This is a genomic window from Variovorax sp. V213 (genome assembly GCF_041154455.1).
In the GTDB taxonomy this organism is placed as follows: domain Bacteria; phylum Pseudomonadota; class Gammaproteobacteria; order Burkholderiales; family Burkholderiaceae_C; genus Variovorax.
In genome coordinates this window covers 2152536-2169940 of the sequence record NZ_AP028664.1, presented here as the reverse complement: position 1 = coordinate 2169940, position 17405 = coordinate 2152536, and the positions used below count along the sequence as shown (strand labels likewise).

Here is a 17405-nt window from a genome sequence, read left to right as displayed (position 1 = left end):
TCAGCGCTCGGCGCGCAGGTCCAGGCGCACGGTCTCGACCATCGCAATGGCCGCCGGCACTGGCATGGCGGCTTCGGCCAACGCAGTTGCATCGGCCATTGTGCGCGCCAGCGCCGCGGCCACCGGACTGAACGACCTGCGGTGATGAACGCACGCACCGTGGCGCTGCAGCGCCTCCAGATGCTCCGGCGTGCCGTAGCCCTTGTGGCCGGCAAAACCGTAGTGGGGAAACTCGACGTGCAACTGCTCGCACAGCCGGTCGCGGTGGACCTTGGCCAGGATCGAAGCGGCGGAAATCGCCTTGATCCGGGCGTCGCCCTTGACGATGGCTTCGGCCAGCACGTCGAGCGTCGGCAGGCGGTTGCCGTCGACCAGCACCTTGGCGGGCTTCAGCCGCAGGCCCTCGACCGCACGGCGCATCGCGAGCATGGTGGCCTGCAGGATGTTGTGGGTGTCGATTTCCTCGACGCTGGCTTGTGCCACCGAGCAGCACAGCGCCTTGGCCAGGATCTGGTCGTGCAGGCGTTCGCGTTGCAGCGCCGTGAGCGTCTTGGAATCGGCGAGGCCCCGGATCGGGCGCTGGTCGTCCAGGATGACAGCCGCCGCCACCACCGGACCGGCCAGCGGGCCGCGGCCCGCCTCGTCCACGCCCGCAATGAGGCCCGGGGCGTCCCACACGAGGGCAGCCTGCTCAGCCTTCAAGAACTTTCTGGATCGCATCGGCGCAAAGTGTCGGCGTATCGCGCTGCAGTTGCACGTGCAGCTCTGAAAATTTTTGTTGCAGCGCCTGCGTCTTTTCGGGCGCATCGAGCCAGGCGAGCGTGGCCAGCGCCAGCGCCTGCGGCGTGGCCGCGTCCTGCAGGAGCTCGGGCACCACGAACTCGCGCGACAGGATGTTGGGCAGGCCGACCCACGGCTGGAGCTGCTTGCGCTGCATGAGGCGCCACGACAGAGCGTTCATGTTGTAGGCAATGACCATTGGGCGCTTGAAGAGTGCCGCCTCGAGCGTGGCGGTCCCGCTGGCGATCAGCGTGACGTCGCAGGCCGCCAGCGCCGCATGCGACTGGCCGTCGAGCAAGGTCACGCGTCCGGCGATGCCGCTGGCCTGCAACAGGGCCTCGACCTCGACGCGCAGGCCCGGCAGGATGGGCGCGACGAACTGGAGGGCCGGCCTTGCCTTCAGCATCTGCGCGGCGGCGGCAAAGAACCGGGCGCCCAGGTAGCGCACTTCCGAACGGCGGCTGCCGGGCAGCAAGGCGACGACCTCCGCGTCGGGTGCGAAGCCCAGCGCAGCGCGGGCCGCGCCACGGTCAGGCACCATGGGAATCACGTTGGCCAGCGGATGGCCGACGTAGCTGCCCTGCACGCCGTGTTCGGCCAGCAGCGGGGGCTCGAACGGGAAGATGCACAGCACGTGGTCGGCCGCAGCGCGGATCTTTTCGATGCGGTCAGGACGCCATGCCCAGATCGAGGGACAGACGAAATGCACCGTCTTCATGCCGCGGCCGCGCAATCCGGCCTCGAGATCGAGATTGAAATCGGGGGCGTCGACGCCGATGAAGAGCTCGGGCCATTCGCGCAGCAGCCGCGCCTTGAGCTGGCGGCGGATGCCGGCAATTTCGGCATAGTGGCGCAGCACCTCGATGTAGCCGCGCACGGCCAGTTTTTCTTGCGGCCACCAGCTCTGCAGGCCGTGCGCAAGCATGCGTGGCCCGCCGATGCCCACCGTCTGAAGCGACGGCCAGCGCGCCTGCAGGCCATCGAGAAGAAGGCCTGCCAGGAGGTCGCCGGAAGCTTCGCCCGCGACCAGCGCGAACCGCCGCTGTTCGTCCTTGCCCATGCCGACAGTTACTTCAACGCGCGATGCCGCGCGTCGAATTGGCCAGGAAGCGCTCCATCAGCGCCACGTCCTCGGCCGCCTCGGGCGTTTCGGCCGCCAAGGCGATGATGCCGGCGCGCGCCTCTTCGAGCGTCTTGCCCTGCCGGTACAGCAGGCGGTGCATCTGCTTCACCGCGGCAAGGCGGGGTGCCGAAAAATCGCGGCGGCGCAGGCCGACGACATTGAAGCCGCGCACCGCCAACGGATTGCCGTCGACCAGCATGAAAGGAGGCACGTCTTGCGACACGGCACTGGCAAAGCCGACCATCGCGTGGGCGCCGACCGAGACGAACTGGTGAATGCCCGTCAGGCCGCCGACCGTGACCCAGTCGGCCAGGTGCACATGGCCGGCCAGCGTGGTGTTGTTGGCCAACGTGGTGTGGTCATCGACGCGGCAGTCGTGCGCGATGTGCGTGTACGCCATGATCCAGTTGTCGTTGCCCACGCGCGTGATGCCGCCCGCCCCCGGCACGCCGAGGTTGAAGGTGCAGAACTCGCGAATGACGTTGCGGTCGCCGATGACCAGCTCGGTCGGCTCGCCGGCGTATTTCTTGTCCTGCGGCACTGCGCCGATCGACGAAAACTGGAAGATCCGGTTGTCGCGCCCGATGGTGGTGCGACCCTCGATCACGCAGTGCGCGCCGATGCTCGTGCCGGCACCGACTCGCACGTGCGGACCGATGATGGAGTAGGGTCCCACCGAGACCGAGGCGTCGAGTTCTGCCTTCGGGTCGATGAGCGCTGTCGAATGAACCTGCGTCATGCCTTGTCGTAACCGGCGCAAGATCAGTTGATCTGGCGCATGGCGCACATCAGCGTGGCCTCGCAGGCGAGTTCGCTGCCCACCAGGGCGCGGCCCTTGAACTTCGAGATCCCGGCTTTCATGCGCTCGATCTCGACTTCGAGCGTGAGCTGGTCGCCGGGTTCCACAGGACGCTTGAAGCGCGCGCCATCGATGGCTGCAAAGTAGTAGACCGTGTTGTCGTCGGGCACGATGTCCAGCGAATGGAACGACAGCAGCGCCGCCGCCTGCGCCATGGCCTCGAGCATCAGCACGCCCGGCATGACCGGTCGGTGAGGAAAGTGGCCGTTGAAGAACGGCTCGTTCATCGTCACGTTCTTGAGCGCCGTGATGCGCTTGCCCTTTTCCATGTCGAGCACGCGATCCACCAGCAGGAACGGATAGCGGTGGGGCAGCAGCTTGAGGATTTGATGGATATCGAGCGTCGTCGTCATGATTTTCTGTTCCTGCATCGTCTTCACTTTTTCTGGGGGGCCTTTTCCAGCGCCTTGAGTCGTTCGCGCAGGCTGTGCAACTGCTTGAGCGTTGCAGCATTTTTTTCCCAGCTCGCATTGTCGTCGATGGGGAACATGCCGGTGTACTGGCCGGCCTTGTGGATCGAGCGCGTGACCACCGTCGCGGCCGAGACATGAACGCCGTCGGCCACCGTGAGATGGCCCAGCACGATGGCGCCGCCGCCGAAGGTGCAGTGCGCCCCGATGGTGGCGCTGCCCGCCACGCCGACGCAGCCCGCCATGGCGGTGTGCTTGCCGACGCGCACGTTGTGGCCGATCTGGATCAGGTTGTCGAGCTTGACGCCATCTTCGATGACGGTGTCGTCGAGCGCGCCGCGGTCGATGCAGGTGTTGGCGCCGATCTCGACGTCGTTGCCGATGCGCACCGCCCCCAGCTGCTCGATCTTGACCCACGTGCCCTGGTGCGGCGCCAGGCCGAAGCCGTCGGCGCCGATCACCACGCCTGGATGCAGCAGGCAGCGCTCGCCGACCACGCAGTCTTCGCTGATCGTCACGCGAGACTTCAGGACCGTCCCGGCCCCGATGCGTGCGCCCCGCTCCACCACGCACAACGCGCCGATGCGCGCCGTGGCGTCCACATGGGCTTCGGGATGGATCACCGCGGAGGGATGGATGCGGTCGGCCTCGGGACGCGCATGGTGCGCCTTCCACAACTGGGTGAGGCGTGCGAAATAAAGATAGGGATCAGGAGCGACGATGTACGCCCCCCGTGCCGCCGCGGCTTCGCGCATGGCGGGCGAGACGATCACGCAAGCGGCCTTGGAGGCCGCCAGTTCCTGCTGGTATTTGGGATGGCTCAGAAAGCTGAGCGCATCGGGCTGTGCATTCTGGAGCGGCGCAAGCCGTTCGATGGACAGCGCCGCGTCCCCGTGGAGCTCGCCCCCCAGGGCGCTGACAATGGCTCCGAGCTGCAGTGACACGCCGTTTTCGCGGCGTTACTTGCCGCCCGTTGGCGAAGAAGGAGTCGAGGCGTTCAGCGCCTTGATCACCTTGTCCGTGATGTCGTGCTTCGGATTGATGTAGATCGCTTCCTGCAGGATGGCGTCGTACTTTTCAGCCTCGGCCACCTGCTTCACCACGCGGTTGGCACGCTCGTAGACCTGCTGGAGCTCTTCGTTCTTGCGCGCATTGAGATCCTCCTGGAACTCGCGGCGGCGGCGCTGGAAATCGCGGTCCTGGTCGACCAGCGCGCGCTGGCGCGAAGCACGCTGGCTTTCGGACAACGTGGGCGCCTCGCGCTCGAATTTTTCAGAGGCCGTCTTCAGTGCCTCGCCCTGCGTCGTGAGATCTTTCTCGCGCTTGAGGAACTCGGCCTCGAGCTTGGCTTGCGCGGCCTTGGCCGGCTGGGCTTCACGCAGCACGCGGTCCGGATTCACGAATCCGATGCGAAAGGTTTCCTGCGCCTGGGCCGCGGGCGCGGCAACCAGTGCAAAAACAGGAATCAACAACGCGCCAGCCGCAGCGCGAATCAAATGCTTCATTTAGAAAGACGTTCCAATCTGGAATTGCAAGCGCTGGATTCTATCCTTCGGGATCACGACGAAGCCGGTATTCGGATCCAGCACTTCCTTTTGGGACTTGACGGGGAAGGCGTAGGCAAGGCGCAGCGGACCCAGCGGCGAGATCCAGCTGATCCCGAGGCCGACCGAGGCGCGCAGCTTCTTCTGGGCCTTGTACTGCTCGTCGGTCAGGCCTTCGGCGCGCGAGCCGAACACGTTGCCGACGTCGAAGAAGCCGTAAAGGCGCAGAGTGCGGTCGTTGCCGGCGCCGGGAAACGGCGTGCTGAGCTCGGCATTGAAGACCGCTTTCTTGGTACCGCCCAGTGCAGCGCCTTCGGTCTGGCCGAGCAGCGGCACGTCGCGCGGGCCCAGCGAGTTCTGCTCGAAGCCGCGGATGGAACCCAGGCCACCGGCGTAGAAGTTCTTGAAGATCGGGTAGACCTTGCCGCCGAGCGGCTTGGCATAGCCCACGTCCGCATTGATTGCGAAGGTGTATTGCTTGTTGATCGCGAAGAACTGCTGGTACTGGTAGTTCGTCTTGATGTACTGCATGTCGCCGCCGACACCGAGTTCCAGGTTGGCCCGCTGCAGGCGCCCGGTGGTCGGAACCAGCGCGCTGTCGCGGCTGTCGCGGCCCCAGCCGACGGTGAGCGGCACGCCCCATACGCTCTTCTGGTCGCACTCGGTCACGAAGAGGCCGGTCGCGTCCTTGGAACACTTGAAGTAGCGAAGGTAGGACGCGGGCGTATAGAGGCCCGAGAACGACGTCGAGCTGTTCGGCTCGAATGCATAGCGCTCGAGGCCGGCGCCGAAGAAGACCGTGTCGACTTCGCTGAACGGCACGCCAAAGCGGATCGACGCACCCTGGTTGACCAGCTTGTAGTCGCCGTCGATGTTGGTCGAGTACGGACGCGTGGTCGTGTGGTACAGGCTGATCGTGCGCGAGATGCCGTCCTTCGTGAAGTACGGATCCGTGGTGGTCAGCGACAGCGTGCGGTTGTACTTGCTGGTGTTGACCTGCACGCCCAGGAAGTTGCCCGAACCGAAGACATTCTCCTGCGAGATGCCGAAGGTGAGAGCCACCTTTTCCGCGCTGGAGTAGCCGGCACCGAGCTGCAGGCTGCCGGTGGGCTTTTCCGCCACGTTGACGACCAGGTCGACCTGGTCGGGCGAACCCGGGATCTCCTGGGTCTCCACGTTCACTTCGGTGAAGAAGCCAAGGCGGTCCACGCGGTCGCGCGAGAGCTTGATCTTGTCGCCGTCGTACCAAGAGGCCTCGAACTGGCGGAACTCGCGCCGAATCACTTCGTCGCGCGTCTTGGCGTTGCCACCCACGGCGACACGGCGCACGTAGACGCGGCGCGAGGGCTCGGCCTGCAGCGTCAGGGTGACGCGGTTGTTGACGCGGTCGATTTCGGGGCGTGCCTGCACGCGCGCAAACGCGTAGCCGAAGGTGCCGAAATAGTCGGTGAAGGCCTTGGTGGTCTCGGTGACCTGCTCGCCGTTGTAGGGCTCGCCGGGCTTGATGGTCACTAGCGACTTGAATTCCTCGTCGCGGCCGAGATAGTTGCCGTCGAGCTTGACGCCGGCCACCACGAACTTTTCGCCTTCGGTGATGTTGACGGTCACCGACAGGTCCTGGCGATCCGGCGAGATGGCAACCTGGGTCGAATCGATGCGGAATTCGAGGTAGCCGCGCGTGATGTAGTACGAGCGAAGCGTTTCCAGGTCGGCGTTGAGCTTGGAACGCGAGTACTGGTTGGACTTGGTGTACCAGCTCATGAAGCCACCGCTGTCCTGGTCGAACAGGCTCAGGAGAGTCGATTCGCTGAATGCCTTGTTGCCGATCACGCGCACTTCGCGAATGCGGGCGGAGTCGCCTTCGGTGACGGTGAATGTGAGGTTGACGCGGTTGCGCTCGATGGGGGTGACCGTGGTCACGATCTGCGCGTTGTAGAGGTTGCGGCTCACGTACTGGCGCTTGAGCTCCTGCTCGGCGCGGTCGGCCAGTGCCTTGTCGTACGGCCGGCCATCGGCCAGGCCCACTTCACGCAGCGCCTTCTGGAGCGCGGCCTTGTCGAATTCCTTTGCGCCGACAAAATCGACGTCCGCGATGGTGGGCCGCTCTTCGACGATCACCACCAGCACATTGCCGTTGACGTCGATGCGCACGTCCTTGAACAACCCCAGGTCGAACAGCGCGCGGATGGCGGCGGAGCCGCGTTCGTCGCTGTAGGTGTCGCCGACACGCAGCGGCAGCGATGCGAAGATCGTGCCGGGCTCGACCCGTTGCAAGCCCTCGACGCGAATGTCGCGCACCGTGAAAGGCTCGACGGCCCAAGCTGCCGTGGCCGCCAGCGCGCTGGCCACCACCGCGGCAACGCTACGCAGGCGAAAGCGACTGAAGTTTGTGTTCATCTGTGAATTGGGCCGGCGCGGAAAGGGCCGGCAGAAAGTTAACCAAAGAGCCGCGTGACGTCGTTGAATAGTGCGACCGACATCATGACCAGCAGCAAGGCGACACCGCCGCGCTGCAGCCGTTCCATCCAGGCGTCCGAGACGCTCTTGCCGGTCAGGCCCTCCCAAAGATAATACATCAGGTGCCCCCCATCGAGGACCGGCAGCGGCATGAGATTCAGCACACCAAGGCTCACGCTGATGAGCGCGAGGAACACCAGGTACTGGGTCAAGCCGAGGCTCGCGGACTTGCCCGCATAGTCGGCAATCGTGAGCGGCCCGCTCAAATTCTTGAGCGAAGCCTCGCCGATCACCATCTTGCCCATCATGCGGACGGTGAGGGCCGAGACCTCCCAGGTGCGCACGATGCCGAGCCAGACACCGTCGACCGGCCCCTGCCGAACCGTGACCATCTCGGGTGGCGCACCGACATACGCACCGATACGGCCGACCTTCACGGCGCCCTCCTCGCGCAGTTCGGGCTTGACTTCGAGCTCGATCGACTGGCCGCCACGCCGGACTTGCCAGGTCTGCGCACGCGGCTGGTCACCATCGATCGACGTGCGGATCACTTCGCGCAATTGCTGTCCGTCGACAATGGCCGTGCTCCCCACGGCGCGAACCACGTCGCCGCTGCGAAGGCCCGCGCGGTCTGCTGCGCTGCCGGCCATCACCTGGCCGATCTCGGGCCGGGTCAATGGCGCGATCACGCCGATCTTGCGGAACATCTGCGGGTCGGCGTCCTTGGCTTCGATGCGGCTCAGGGGCAGGACGATCTGCCGCGCGGCCTGCCCGTCTTCGCCCGCCACTTCGAGCGTCAGGTCCCGGCCGTCGAGGGCGCCGCGCGTCATCCGCCAGCGCAGGTCTTCGAACGATTGCACCGGCTCCAGGTCGCCCTCGAAGCCAGCGCGCGTGACGTACTCGCCGCCGCGCAAGCCCGCGGCCTCGGCCAGCGAGGCCGCGACGGGCCGCGCCAGCTTGGCGACGGGCTCGTCCACGCCGATCCAGTTGACGGCCGTGTAAAGCACCACCGCGAGCAACAGATTGGCGATGGGGCCCGCGGCAACAATGGCGGCACGCGAGCGCAGCGGCTGCGTGTTGAAGGCACGGTGGCGCTCTTCCGGCGCTACCGGCCCCTCGCGCTCATCGAGCATCTTGACGTAGCCGCCCAGAGGGAACGCACCGATGACGAATTCGGTTTCCTGGCCCGGGTGCTGCCGCTTGGGCTGCCAGCGGTAGAGGGTCTTGCCGAAACCGACCGAGAACCGCAGGACCTTGACGCCGCACGCCACCGCGACGCGGTAGTGGCCGTACTCGTGCACGGCAATGAGGACGCCGAGTGCAACCACGAAAGCGATGACGGTGAGCATCCGGATCCTCTATCGACTGGGGTTGTCAGGCTGCAAAGCGCAGTGCCGCGGCATTGGCTGCCGCCCGCGCACTGGCATCGAGCGCCAGCAGGTCGGCCAGCGATGCGGGCTTGGAGGGGGCAATGGCCTCCAAAGTTTCCATGTTGACCGCATGAATGCGGTCGAAGCGCAGACGCCTGTCAAGAAAGGCCTCGACCGCGACTTCGTTGGCAGCATTGAGCACCGCCGTGGTTCCAGGCGCCGCGCGCAGCGCATGCCACGCCAGGCCCAAGCCGGGAAACAGCGCCGCGTCGGGGGCATCGAAGCTCAGCGCCGCCATCTGGCGGAAGTCGAGGCGCCCCGCGCCGCTTTCGATGCGCTCGGGCCACGCCAGGCCGACGGCAATGGGCACGCGCATGTCCGGGGTCCCGAGCTGGGCAATCACCGATGCATCGGTGAACTGCACCATCGAATGCACCACGCTCTGGGGATGGATGACCACCTCGATCTGTTCGGGCAGTACGCCGAACAGGTGGCGCGCCTCGATCACCTCGAGCGCCTTGTTCATCATGGTGGCGGAATCGACCGAAATCTTGCGGCCCATGACCCAGTTTGGATGGGCGCAGGCCTGCTCGGGGGTGACCGAACCGAGGGTCTCGGGCGCGCGCGTGCGAAACGGGCCGCCCGACGCGGTCAGGATGATCTTGTCGATGCGGCGCGACCAGGTCGACGGATCTTCCGGCAGCGACTGGAAGATGGCCGAATGTTCGCTGTCGATGGGCAGCAGCGTGGCGCCGCCCTCGCGCACGGTGCGCATGAACAGCTCGCCGCCGACCACCAGCGCTTCCTTGTTGGCCAGCAGCAGGCGCTTGCCGGCGCGCGCCGCGGCCAGGCAAGGGCCGAGGCCCGCGGCCCCCACGATGGCGGCCATGACCGCATCGACTTCTTCGTGCGATGCTATCTTTTCAATAGCATCGATGCCACTCAGCACTCGCGTTGGAAGATTGTTTTGCTTCAGTTTTTCTGCCAGCAGCGCCGCATGCACAGGGCTCGCCATGACCGCGAACCGGGGCGAAAAACGTACGCACTGCGCCAGCAGCTCGTCGACCTTGGTCGAGGCGGACAGTGCGAAGACCTCGAAACGTTCGGGGTGCCGCGAGATGACATCGAGCGTGCTGACGCCGACCGAACCGGTCGAGCCCAGCACCGTGATGCGTTGTTTGGGTGTGTTCACAAGGAAGCCAGCATCATTGCAATGGGAAGTACCGGCAAGAGGGCATCCACGCGGTCGAGCACGCCCCCGTGGCCCGGCAGCAGGCTGCTGCTGTCCTTGGCGCCGGCGCTGCGCTTGATCAGCGATTCGACGAGGTCGCCGACGACGCTCATCGCCGCCAGAAACACCACGCCAACGAACAGCAGCCACCAGCCGCGCTCATGCAGCCGGGTATAGAGGCTTGCCACCGTGGCGCCGGCGGCCTTGTCGGCCCACACCCAGGCGAAGGCCAGCACCACCACGCCGGCCATGCCACCCCACACGCCCTCCCAGCTCTTGCCGGGGCTGATGGTTGGCGCAAGCTTGCCGCGCGTGAACTTGAGGCCGAAGGCGCGTCCCGCGAAATACGCGAAAACGTCCGCCACCCAGACCAAGACGAGAATCGAGAGCAGAAAGTTGATGCCCACCATACGGGCCTGCACCGCCGCGAGCCATGCCACCCACAGCGCCAACAAGCCGCCCACCAGGCGCAGCCCGCGCGGAATACGAGGCCAGCCCGGGACCGCCACCCGCAGCAGCGCGGCCCCGCCGAGCACCCAGGCGGCGCTGGCCAGCAGCCACATGAGCATCAGCGGCTGCGCAAGCAGCCCGAGCCACCACGAAAGCGCGCACAGCGCGACTGTTTCGAGGCCGAGGAACACGGACAGCCGCTGCCCGTATCCGTTGAGGCGGCCCCACTCCCATGCCGCGGCGCCGATCAGTACCAGCATGACGCAGGCAAAGGGAACGTGCGATGGATAGAAGAGCGCCGGCAGCAGGATCGCCAGCAGGACGATGGCCGTGAGGATGCGTTGTTTGAGCATGCGGCTGAGGAGTCGGGCCGTGAAGGCCCTCAGGCCATCTGGCGATCTGAGGTGGAATCGCTGCCGGCCGTGACCTGCGCGGAAGTTTTGCCGAAGCGGCGCTCGCGAGCCTGGAACGCGGCAATTCCCGCGTCCAGTTCGGCCTCGTCGAACTCGGGCCAGAGTTTGTTGCTGAAGAAAAGCTCCGCGTATGCGCTCTGCCAGAGCAGGAAGTTGGACAGCCGCTGTTCGCCGCCCGTACGGATGAGCAGGTCGGGGTCGGGCACGTGCGCCAGCGCCATGGCGCGGTCGAGATTGGCCTCGGTGAGGGCCTCGCCCTGCTCCATCAGCTTGGCGGCGGCGCGCGCAATGTCCCACCGGCCGCCGTAGTTGAAGCAGACGTTGAGGATCAGCTTGGTGTTCTGCGCCGTGGCTTCCTCGGCATCGACCAGGCCCTGCACCATTTTCTTGGAGAGCCCCGCCCGTTCGCCGACGAAATGCAGCCGCACGCCGTCGCGGCTCAGCTTGGGCACCTCGCGTGCGAGCGCACCGACCATGATTTCCATCAGGCCCGAGACTTCTTCGGCCGGACGGTTCCAGTTCTCCGACGAGAACGCGAACACCGTGAGAATGCCCACGCCGCGATCGACGCAGGCCTTGACGCAACGCCGCAGCGACTCGACGCCCTGCTTGTGTCCCGCCACGCGAGGCAGGAACCGCCGCGTGGCCCACCGTCCGTTGCCATCCATGACGATGGCAATGTGGCGCGGAATCTGCGGCAGGGAGGGGGCCATGCGCAGCCTCAAACGGCCATGATCTCCGCTTCCTTGGCCGCGACCAGACGATCGATTTCCGCGATGTGGCGGTCGGTGACCTTCTGGATCTCGGCTTCGGCGCGCTTCTGGTCGTCTTCGGAGGCCAGCTTTTCCTTGACCAGTTTCTTGACGGCTTCGTTCGCGTCGCGGCGCAGATTGCGCGTGGCGATCTTGGCGGTTTCGCCTTCGTTGCGGACCAGCTTGGTCATTTCCTTGCGGCGCTCCTCGCTCATGGCGGGAAGCGGCACGCGGATCAGGTCGCCCATCGAGGCCGGGTTCAGGCCCAGATCGCTTTCGCGAATGGCTTTCTCGATCTTGGCGCCCATGCCTTTTTCCCAAGGCTGGACGCTGATCGTGCGCGAGTCGAGCACCGACACGTTGGCCACCTGGCTCAGCGGGACTTGCGAGCCGTAGTACTCGACGTGGATCGAGTCGAGCAGCGCGGAGTTGGCGCGGCCGGTACGGATCTTGGTGAGGTTGTTCTGGAACGCAGCGAGCGACTGGTTCATCTTCGCATCGGTCGTGCTGCGAATTTCTGCAATGGTGGGGGTCGTCATCTCAATTTACTCCTCAGGCATGCACCAGCGTGCCTTCGTCCTCGCCCATGACGACACGCTTGAGCGCACCGTTCTTGAAGATCGAGAACACCTTGATCGGCAGCTTCTGGTCGCGGCACAGCGCGAAGGCCGTGGCGTCCATGATGCCGAGATTCTTCGCGATCGCCTCGTCGAAAGTAAGCGACGTATAGCGCGTTGCATCGGGGTTGGTCTTCGGATCGGCGGAATACACGCCGTCGACCTTGGTGGCCTTGAGCACCAGCTCGGCACCGATCTCGGCGCCGCGCAGCGCAGCGGCCGTGTCGGTGGTGAAGAAAGGATTGCCGGTACCCGCGGCAAACACCACGACCTTGCCTTCTTCGAGATACTGCAATGCCTTGGGCCGCACATAAGGCTCGACCACCTGCTCGATGGCGATGGCGGACATGACGCGCGCCACCAGCCCCTGCTTGTTCATGGCGTCGGCCAGTGCCAACGAATTCATGACCGTGGCCAGCATGCCCATGTAGTCGGCCGTGGCACGGTCCATGCCGACGGAGCCTCCCGCGACGCCGCGGAAGATGTTGCCGCCGCCGATCACGACTGCAACCTCCACACCCATGTTCACCACCTCGGCCACCTCTTCGACCATCCGAACGATGGTGGCGCGATTAATACCAAAGGCATCGTCTCCCATTAACGCCTCGCCCGACAGCTTCAACAAGATTCGCTTGTGGGCTGGGCGGGCATCAGACATGGGCAATTTCCTTACTTGGGGTTGGCGGGGCGAGTGTAGAACGAGGCGGTGAAAAAGCGGCGGCACACACACGTGCGCCGTCGCTTTGGGGCGTAACAGTTTTTACGCGGCGGCCTTAGCGGCAGCAACCTGGGCTGCAACTTCGGCTGCAAAGTCGTCGACCTTCTTTTCGATGCCTTCGCCGACCACATACAGGGTGAAGCCCTTGATGCTGGTGTTGGCGGCCTTGAGCATCTGCTCGACGGTCTGCTTGTCGTTCTTCACGAACGGCTGGTTGTGCAGCGAGACTTCCTTGAGGTACTTCTGCACGCCACCTTCGATGCGCTTGGCAACGATGTCGGCAGGCTGCGGCTTCTTGCCTTCGGCTTCGGCCGTCTTGCGGTCTTCCTCGGCCTTGCCCGCGGCAACCGCGCGCTCTTTTTCGATCAGGTCGGCGGGCACGTCGGCAGCCGAGATGGCAACCGGCTTCATGGCGGCGATGTGCATCGCAACGTCCTTGGCCGAAGTGTCGTCGCCTTCGAACTCGACCATCACGCCGATACGCGTGCCGTGCAGGTACGAAGCCAGTTGGCCATTGCCGCCGAAGTGCTTGAAGCGGCGGAAGCTCATGTTCTCGCCGATCTTGCCGATGAGGCCCTTGCGCACGTCTTCGAGCGTGGGACCGAAGCCGTCTTGCTCGTAGGGCAGCGCGCCCAGCGCGGCGATGTCCGCAGGGTTGTGCTTGGCGACCAGCATTGCGGCAGCGTTGGCCATGGCCAGGAAGCTGTCGTTCTTGGTGACGAAGTCGGTTTCGCAGTTGATCTCGATCATGCCGCCGGCCGAGCCTTCGACAAATGCCGTGACCACGCCTTCGGCGGTGATGCGGCCCGATGCCTTGCCAGCCTTGTTGCCGAGCTTGATGCGCAGCAGCTCTTCGGCCTTTTCCATGTTGCCGTCGGCCTCGGTCAGGGCCTTCTTGCATTCCATCATCGGCGCGTCGGTCTTTGCGCGCAGTTCGCCGACCATGCTTGCGGTGATTGCAGCCATTGTTCTATCTCCGTGTCCAAAAAATCAGATTAAAAAAAAGGGGCACCAAAGCCCCTTCTTCAGGCGCGTAAGAGCACTCGATCAGGCCGAGGCGCCCTCTTCGACTTCCACGAATTCGTCGCCGCTGCCTTCGGCAATGGCCTTGACCACGTCACCGGTGGCGCTGTTGCGGCCTTCGATGATCGCGTCGGCGATGCCGCGAGCGTAGAGCGTGACGGCCTTCGACGAGTCGTCGTTACCCGGAATGACGTAGTCGATGCCTTCGGGCGAGTGGTTGGAGTCCACCACGCCGATCAGCGGAATGCCGAGCTTCTTGGCTTCTGCCACGGCGATCTTGTGGAAGCCCACGTCGATCACGAAGATGGCATCCGGCAGCGCGGTCATGTCCTGGATGCCGCCGATGTCCTTCTCGAGCTTCTCGATTTCACGCGTGAAGGTGAGCTGCTCTTTCTTGCTCAGGCTGTCGAGGCCGGCTTCTTGCTGGGCCTTCATGTCCTTCAGGCGCTTGATCGAGGTCTTGACCGTCTTGAAGTTGGTCAGCATGCCGCCGAGCCAGCGGGTGTCCACGAACGGCACGCCGGCACGGCGCGCTTCGGCGGCCACGATTTCACGGGCCTGGCGCTTCGTGCCGACCATGAGGATGGTGCCGCGGTTGGCGGTGAGCTGCTTGGCGTACTTCATCGCGTCCTGGAACATCGGAAGCGACTTTTCCAGGTTGATGATGTGAATCTTGTTGCGATGGCCGAAGATGTACGGGGCCATCTTGGGGTTCCAGAAGCGGGTTTGGTGGCCGAAGTGGACACCGGCTTCCAGCATTTCGCGCATGGTGGTAGACATTGAAAATTACTCCAAAGGTTGGGTCTAAAATCCAGCCCGTTTTGCGCCTCCTTCGAATGGAGTCGCAACACCTTGATTGGGCCGGTTTGCGGATGTGTCTTGCTGTGTGTGGCGGTAGCCGTCACGCGGTCAGCGAAACCCAAAGAGTATAGCACGGCCCTCCCTGACTTTTCTCCTTGGCCCACCCCGCAACCAAGCCGTCCGCGCCCTCGCAACCGCCCATGAATGACCTTCACGCCACCCGTCTGAACTTGTTGGCAGGTGGCACCGATGCACGCACCGAATTGGAGCATGCCATCGGCATCGCCCAATCTCCGGCCTGCAGCCACGTCTTCACCCGCACGCTGTTCGACGAAGCCCGCCAGCAGGTCGCGCTGTCGGCGCCGCAAAGCAGGCTGGCGGGGCTCGCCTTCACTGCCAAGGACCTGTTCGACATCGAGGGGCAGCCGACCCCCGCCGGCTCCGTGGTGCTTTCGCATGCTCCGGCAGCCAGGGCCGACGCAGTGGCGGTCGCGCGGCTGCGCGCCGCGGGCGGCGTGCTGACCGGCCGCACCAACATGACCGAGTTCGCGTTCTCGGGCGTGGGAATCAATCCGCACCATGGCACGCCGGCCAACGTGAGCGACGCCGTCACGCCGCGCATTCCGGGCGGCTCGTCGTCCGGCGCCGCCATTTCGGTCGCGACCGGGGCGGCTTTCATCGGGCTCGGTTCGGACACGGGCGGCTCGATCCGCATTCCGGCGGCACTGAACGGCATCGTGGGATTCAAGAGCACCGCCCGCCTGGTGCCGGCCGATGGTGCGCTGCCGCTGTCGACCACGCTCGACACGGTCTGCGCCATGACGCGCTCGGTCCGCGACGCCATCGCCGCGCACGAAATCCTTGCGGCCCGCCGTGTGACCGCCGGCGCCGCCTCCCTGGGGGCCTACCGGCTCGCCGTGGTGAAGAACGTGTTCTTCGACGACATCGAGCCCGCGGTGGCCGGCGCCTTCGAGAACGCGCTGCAAACACTGCGCAGCGGGGGCGCACAGGTCGAGGAAATCGAGCTGCCGGAACTGGCGGAGCTGCAAGCCATCAACGCCACGGGCGGGTTTTCGGCAGCCGAGTCCTATGCCTGGCACCGGCTGCTTCTGGAACGCAGCGGCGCCGGCTACGACCCCCGCGTCGCCCAGCGCATCATCCGGGGCGCTGGCATGAAGGCGCACGAATACATCGACCTCGTGAATGCCCGGCGCGCATGGATCACCCGCGTCGAAGCGGCGCTGGCATCTTTCGACGCCGTGCTGTCGCCGACGGTGCCCATCACCGCACCCTCCATCGCCAGCGTGGCGCCGGGTGCCGAGCGCGACGACGAGTTCTTTCGCGTCAATGCGCTGCTGCTGCGCAACCCGTCGATCGTCAACATGCTCGACGGCTGCGCCATTTCCCTGCCCTGCCATGCCGCTGGCGAACTGCCGGTCGGCCTGATGCTGTGGCACGCCGCGCTGCACGACGACGCCGTTCTCGCAATTGCCCTGCAAGCGGAACACGCACTGCGAAGACAATAGCTCCACGCCCGTCGACGGGCGTCAGCCATCTCTTCTTACTCAAAGATTCAATGAAAATCGCGATCGTGGGCGCCGGCATCATCGGCGTCACCACCGCCTGGGAACTGGTTTCGGATGGCCATGAAGTCTCCGTGTTCGAGCGCCGCGGCGCTGCTGCCGAGGAGGCCAGTTTTGCGAATGCAGGCGTGGTCGCACCGGGCTATGTGACGCCATGGGCGGCGCCCGGCATGCGGGCCAAGGTGCTGCGCTCACTGCTCTCTCCGCACGGCGCCATCAAGTTGCGCTGGCCGCTGAGCACACGCGATCTGGGCTGGATGTCGCGCTGGCAGAAGGCTTGCAAGCTCGAAACCTACCTCGCCAACCGCGCGCGCATGCAACGCCTGGCGTTCTACAGCCGCACCCGGCTGCACGAGGTGACAGAGGCGCGCGAGCTGAGCTACGAGCGCAGCGACGGCTACCTCGTTCTGCTGCGCTCCAAGCGCGAAAAGAAACTGGTCCAGCCCGGGCTCGAGGTGCTGCGCGCGGCCGGCAGCGTCTTCAAGGAGGTCGACGCCGACGAAGCCCGGCGCATCGAACCCGCCCTCAGCACCGACACCGCGCTCGCAGGCGCCATCCACCTGCCCGAAGACGAGGTGGCCAACTGCCGCCAGTTCGCGCTGCTGCTCAAGTGGGAGGCCGAGGCACTCGGTGCCCAATTTCATTTCAATTGCGACATTGCGCCGCTGAGCCGCGCCGAGCCCACCTCCGTCTCACTTGCAAGCGGGTCGCCGCCGCTGCGCTTCGATGCGGTGGTGGTGTGCGCCGGGCTCGCCTCGGCCCAGCTGCTGCGCCCGCTCGGCCTGCGGATTCCGCTGGCACCGGTGTATGGCCACTCCATCAGCGCGCCGATTCGCGAATCGCTCAACGCCCCCCGCAGCGCCGTGATGGACGAACGCTACAAGGTCGCCATCTCGCGCCTGGGCCAGCGTGTGCGCGTGGCCGGCAGCGCCGAGATCGGCGGCTCGCTGAGCACCATGAACCCGTCCGCGGTGCAAACGCTCTACAAGGTGCTTCACGACTGGTTTCCCGGCGCGGTCACGCTGCAGTCGGGCGTGCAGCAATGGAAGGGTGCGCGGCCGATGCTGCCCGATGGCCCCCCGGTGCTCGGTGCCAGCGGCGTGCCGGGGGTCTGGCTCAATCTGGGCCACGGTTCGAGCGGTTGGGCGCTGTCGTGCGGCAGCGCACGCGTGGTGGCCGACCTGGTCGGTGGCCGCGATGCCGGTGTCGATCTCGAAGGCCTGGGCGTCGAGCGGCTCAGCCTCTAGGGTCTGACCCGCCGAAGCCTTCGCGGC

The 17405-nt window shown here is 65.5% G+C and carries 17 protein-coding genes; 2 read left to right on the top strand and 15 right to left on the bottom strand.

What is annotated here, in order from left to right; translation table 11 throughout:
* The 15 genes from rnhB to rpsB all read right to left on the bottom strand — a co-directional run bounded on the left by rnhB (window position 1) and on the right by rpsB (window position 14527).
* Window positions 1–720, bottom strand: coding sequence for a ribonuclease HII (gene rnhB, locus ACAM55_RS10320; RefSeq protein ID WP_369655917.1), 720 nt, complete (start codon window positions 718–720; stop codon window positions 1–3).
* Entirely contained in the window at window positions 692–1840 is a 1149-nt protein-coding gene (gene lpxB, locus ACAM55_RS10315; RefSeq protein WP_369655916.1) for a lipid-A-disaccharide synthase, read from the bottom strand. Before lpxB ends, rnhB begins: the two co-directional genes overlap by 29 nt.
* Window positions 1841–1853: 13 nt before the next feature.
* Window positions 1854–2642 carry an acyl-ACP--UDP-N-acetylglucosamine O-acyltransferase gene (lpxA, locus tag ACAM55_RS10310; protein ID WP_369655915.1) on the bottom strand — a complete coding sequence of 263 codons (789 nt, stop codon included), beginning with the start codon at window positions 2640–2642 and terminating at the stop codon, window positions 1854–1856.
* 23 nt (window positions 2643–2665) lie between these two features.
* Complete coding sequence (gene fabZ / locus ACAM55_RS10305) at window positions 2666–3133, bottom strand: 3-hydroxyacyl-ACP dehydratase FabZ (protein ID WP_307701376.1); 468 nt, start codon at window positions 3131–3133, stop codon at window positions 2666–2668.
* A 5-nt stretch (window positions 3134–3138) separates the two neighbouring features.
* On the bottom strand, window positions 3139–4116 hold the full coding sequence (lpxD, locus tag ACAM55_RS10300) for a UDP-3-O-(3-hydroxymyristoyl)glucosamine N-acyltransferase (protein WP_369655914.1): 978 nt from the start codon (window positions 4114–4116) through the stop codon (window positions 3139–3141).
* Between the two features lie 15 nt (window positions 4117–4131).
* On the bottom strand, window positions 4132–4677 hold the full coding sequence (locus ACAM55_RS10295) for an OmpH family outer membrane protein (RefSeq protein ID WP_369655913.1): 546 nt from the start codon (window positions 4675–4677) through the stop codon (window positions 4132–4134).
* Complete coding sequence (gene bamA / locus ACAM55_RS10290) at window positions 4678–7113, bottom strand: outer membrane protein assembly factor BamA (protein WP_369655912.1); 2436 nt, start codon at window positions 7111–7113, stop codon at window positions 4678–4680.
* A gap of 38 nt (window positions 7114–7151) precedes the next feature.
* Window positions 7152–8522: an RIP metalloprotease RseP gene (gene rseP / locus ACAM55_RS10285; RefSeq protein ID WP_369655911.1), complete on the bottom strand. Its 1371-nt coding sequence runs from the start codon at window positions 8520–8522 to the stop codon at window positions 7152–7154.
* Between the two features lie 25 nt (window positions 8523–8547).
* Complete coding sequence (gene ispC, locus ACAM55_RS10280; RefSeq protein WP_369655910.1) at window positions 8548–9735, bottom strand: 1-deoxy-D-xylulose-5-phosphate reductoisomerase; 1188 nt, start codon at window positions 9733–9735, stop codon at window positions 8548–8550.
* On the bottom strand, window positions 9732–10577 hold the full coding sequence (locus ACAM55_RS10275; RefSeq protein ID WP_369655909.1) for a phosphatidate cytidylyltransferase: 846 nt from the start codon (window positions 10575–10577) through the stop codon (window positions 9732–9734). Before ACAM55_RS10275 ends, ispC begins: the two co-directional genes overlap by 4 nt.
* A 29-nt stretch (window positions 10578–10606) precedes the next feature.
* The gene (gene uppS / locus ACAM55_RS10270) at window positions 10607–11350 is read right to left on the bottom strand and encodes a polyprenyl diphosphate synthase (protein ID WP_369655908.1); all 744 of its coding nucleotides are present in this window, start codon (window positions 11348–11350) and stop codon (window positions 10607–10609) included.
* A gap of 8 nt (window positions 11351–11358) precedes the next feature.
* Complete coding sequence (gene frr / locus ACAM55_RS10265) at window positions 11359–11928, bottom strand: ribosome recycling factor (protein ID WP_354399628.1); 570 nt, start codon at window positions 11926–11928, stop codon at window positions 11359–11361.
* Window positions 11929–11941: 13 nt separating this feature from the next.
* Window positions 11942–12664: a UMP kinase gene (gene pyrH, locus ACAM55_RS10260; RefSeq protein WP_369655907.1), complete on the bottom strand. Its 723-nt coding sequence runs from the start codon at window positions 12662–12664 to the stop codon at window positions 11942–11944.
* Window positions 12665–12766: 102 nt separating this feature from the next.
* The gene (gene tsf, locus ACAM55_RS10255) at window positions 12767–13690 is read right to left on the bottom strand and encodes a translation elongation factor Ts (RefSeq protein WP_369655906.1); all 924 of its coding nucleotides are present in this window, start codon (window positions 13688–13690) and stop codon (window positions 12767–12769) included.
* An 81-nt stretch (window positions 13691–13771) separates the two neighbouring features.
* Window positions 13772–14527 (bottom strand): 30S ribosomal protein S2, encoded by a 756-nt coding sequence (rpsB, locus tag ACAM55_RS10250; protein WP_369655905.1) that lies wholly within the window; start codon window positions 14525–14527, stop codon window positions 13772–13774.
* A gap of 221 nt (window positions 14528–14748) precedes the next feature.
* On the opposite strand from rpsB, the gene ACAM55_RS10245 reads away from it, so the two are divergent.
* Both ACAM55_RS10245 and ACAM55_RS10240 read left to right on the top strand, forming a co-directional pair.
* On the top strand, window positions 14749–16074 hold the full coding sequence (locus ACAM55_RS10245) for an amidase (protein ID WP_369655904.1): 1326 nt from the start codon (window positions 14749–14751) through the stop codon (window positions 16072–16074).
* A 50-nt stretch (window positions 16075–16124) separates the two neighbouring features.
* On the top strand, window positions 16125–17378 hold the full coding sequence (locus tag ACAM55_RS10240; RefSeq protein WP_369655903.1) for a D-amino acid dehydrogenase: 1254 nt from the start codon (window positions 16125–16127) through the stop codon (window positions 17376–17378).
* Window positions 17379–17405 lie beyond the last annotated feature (27 nt).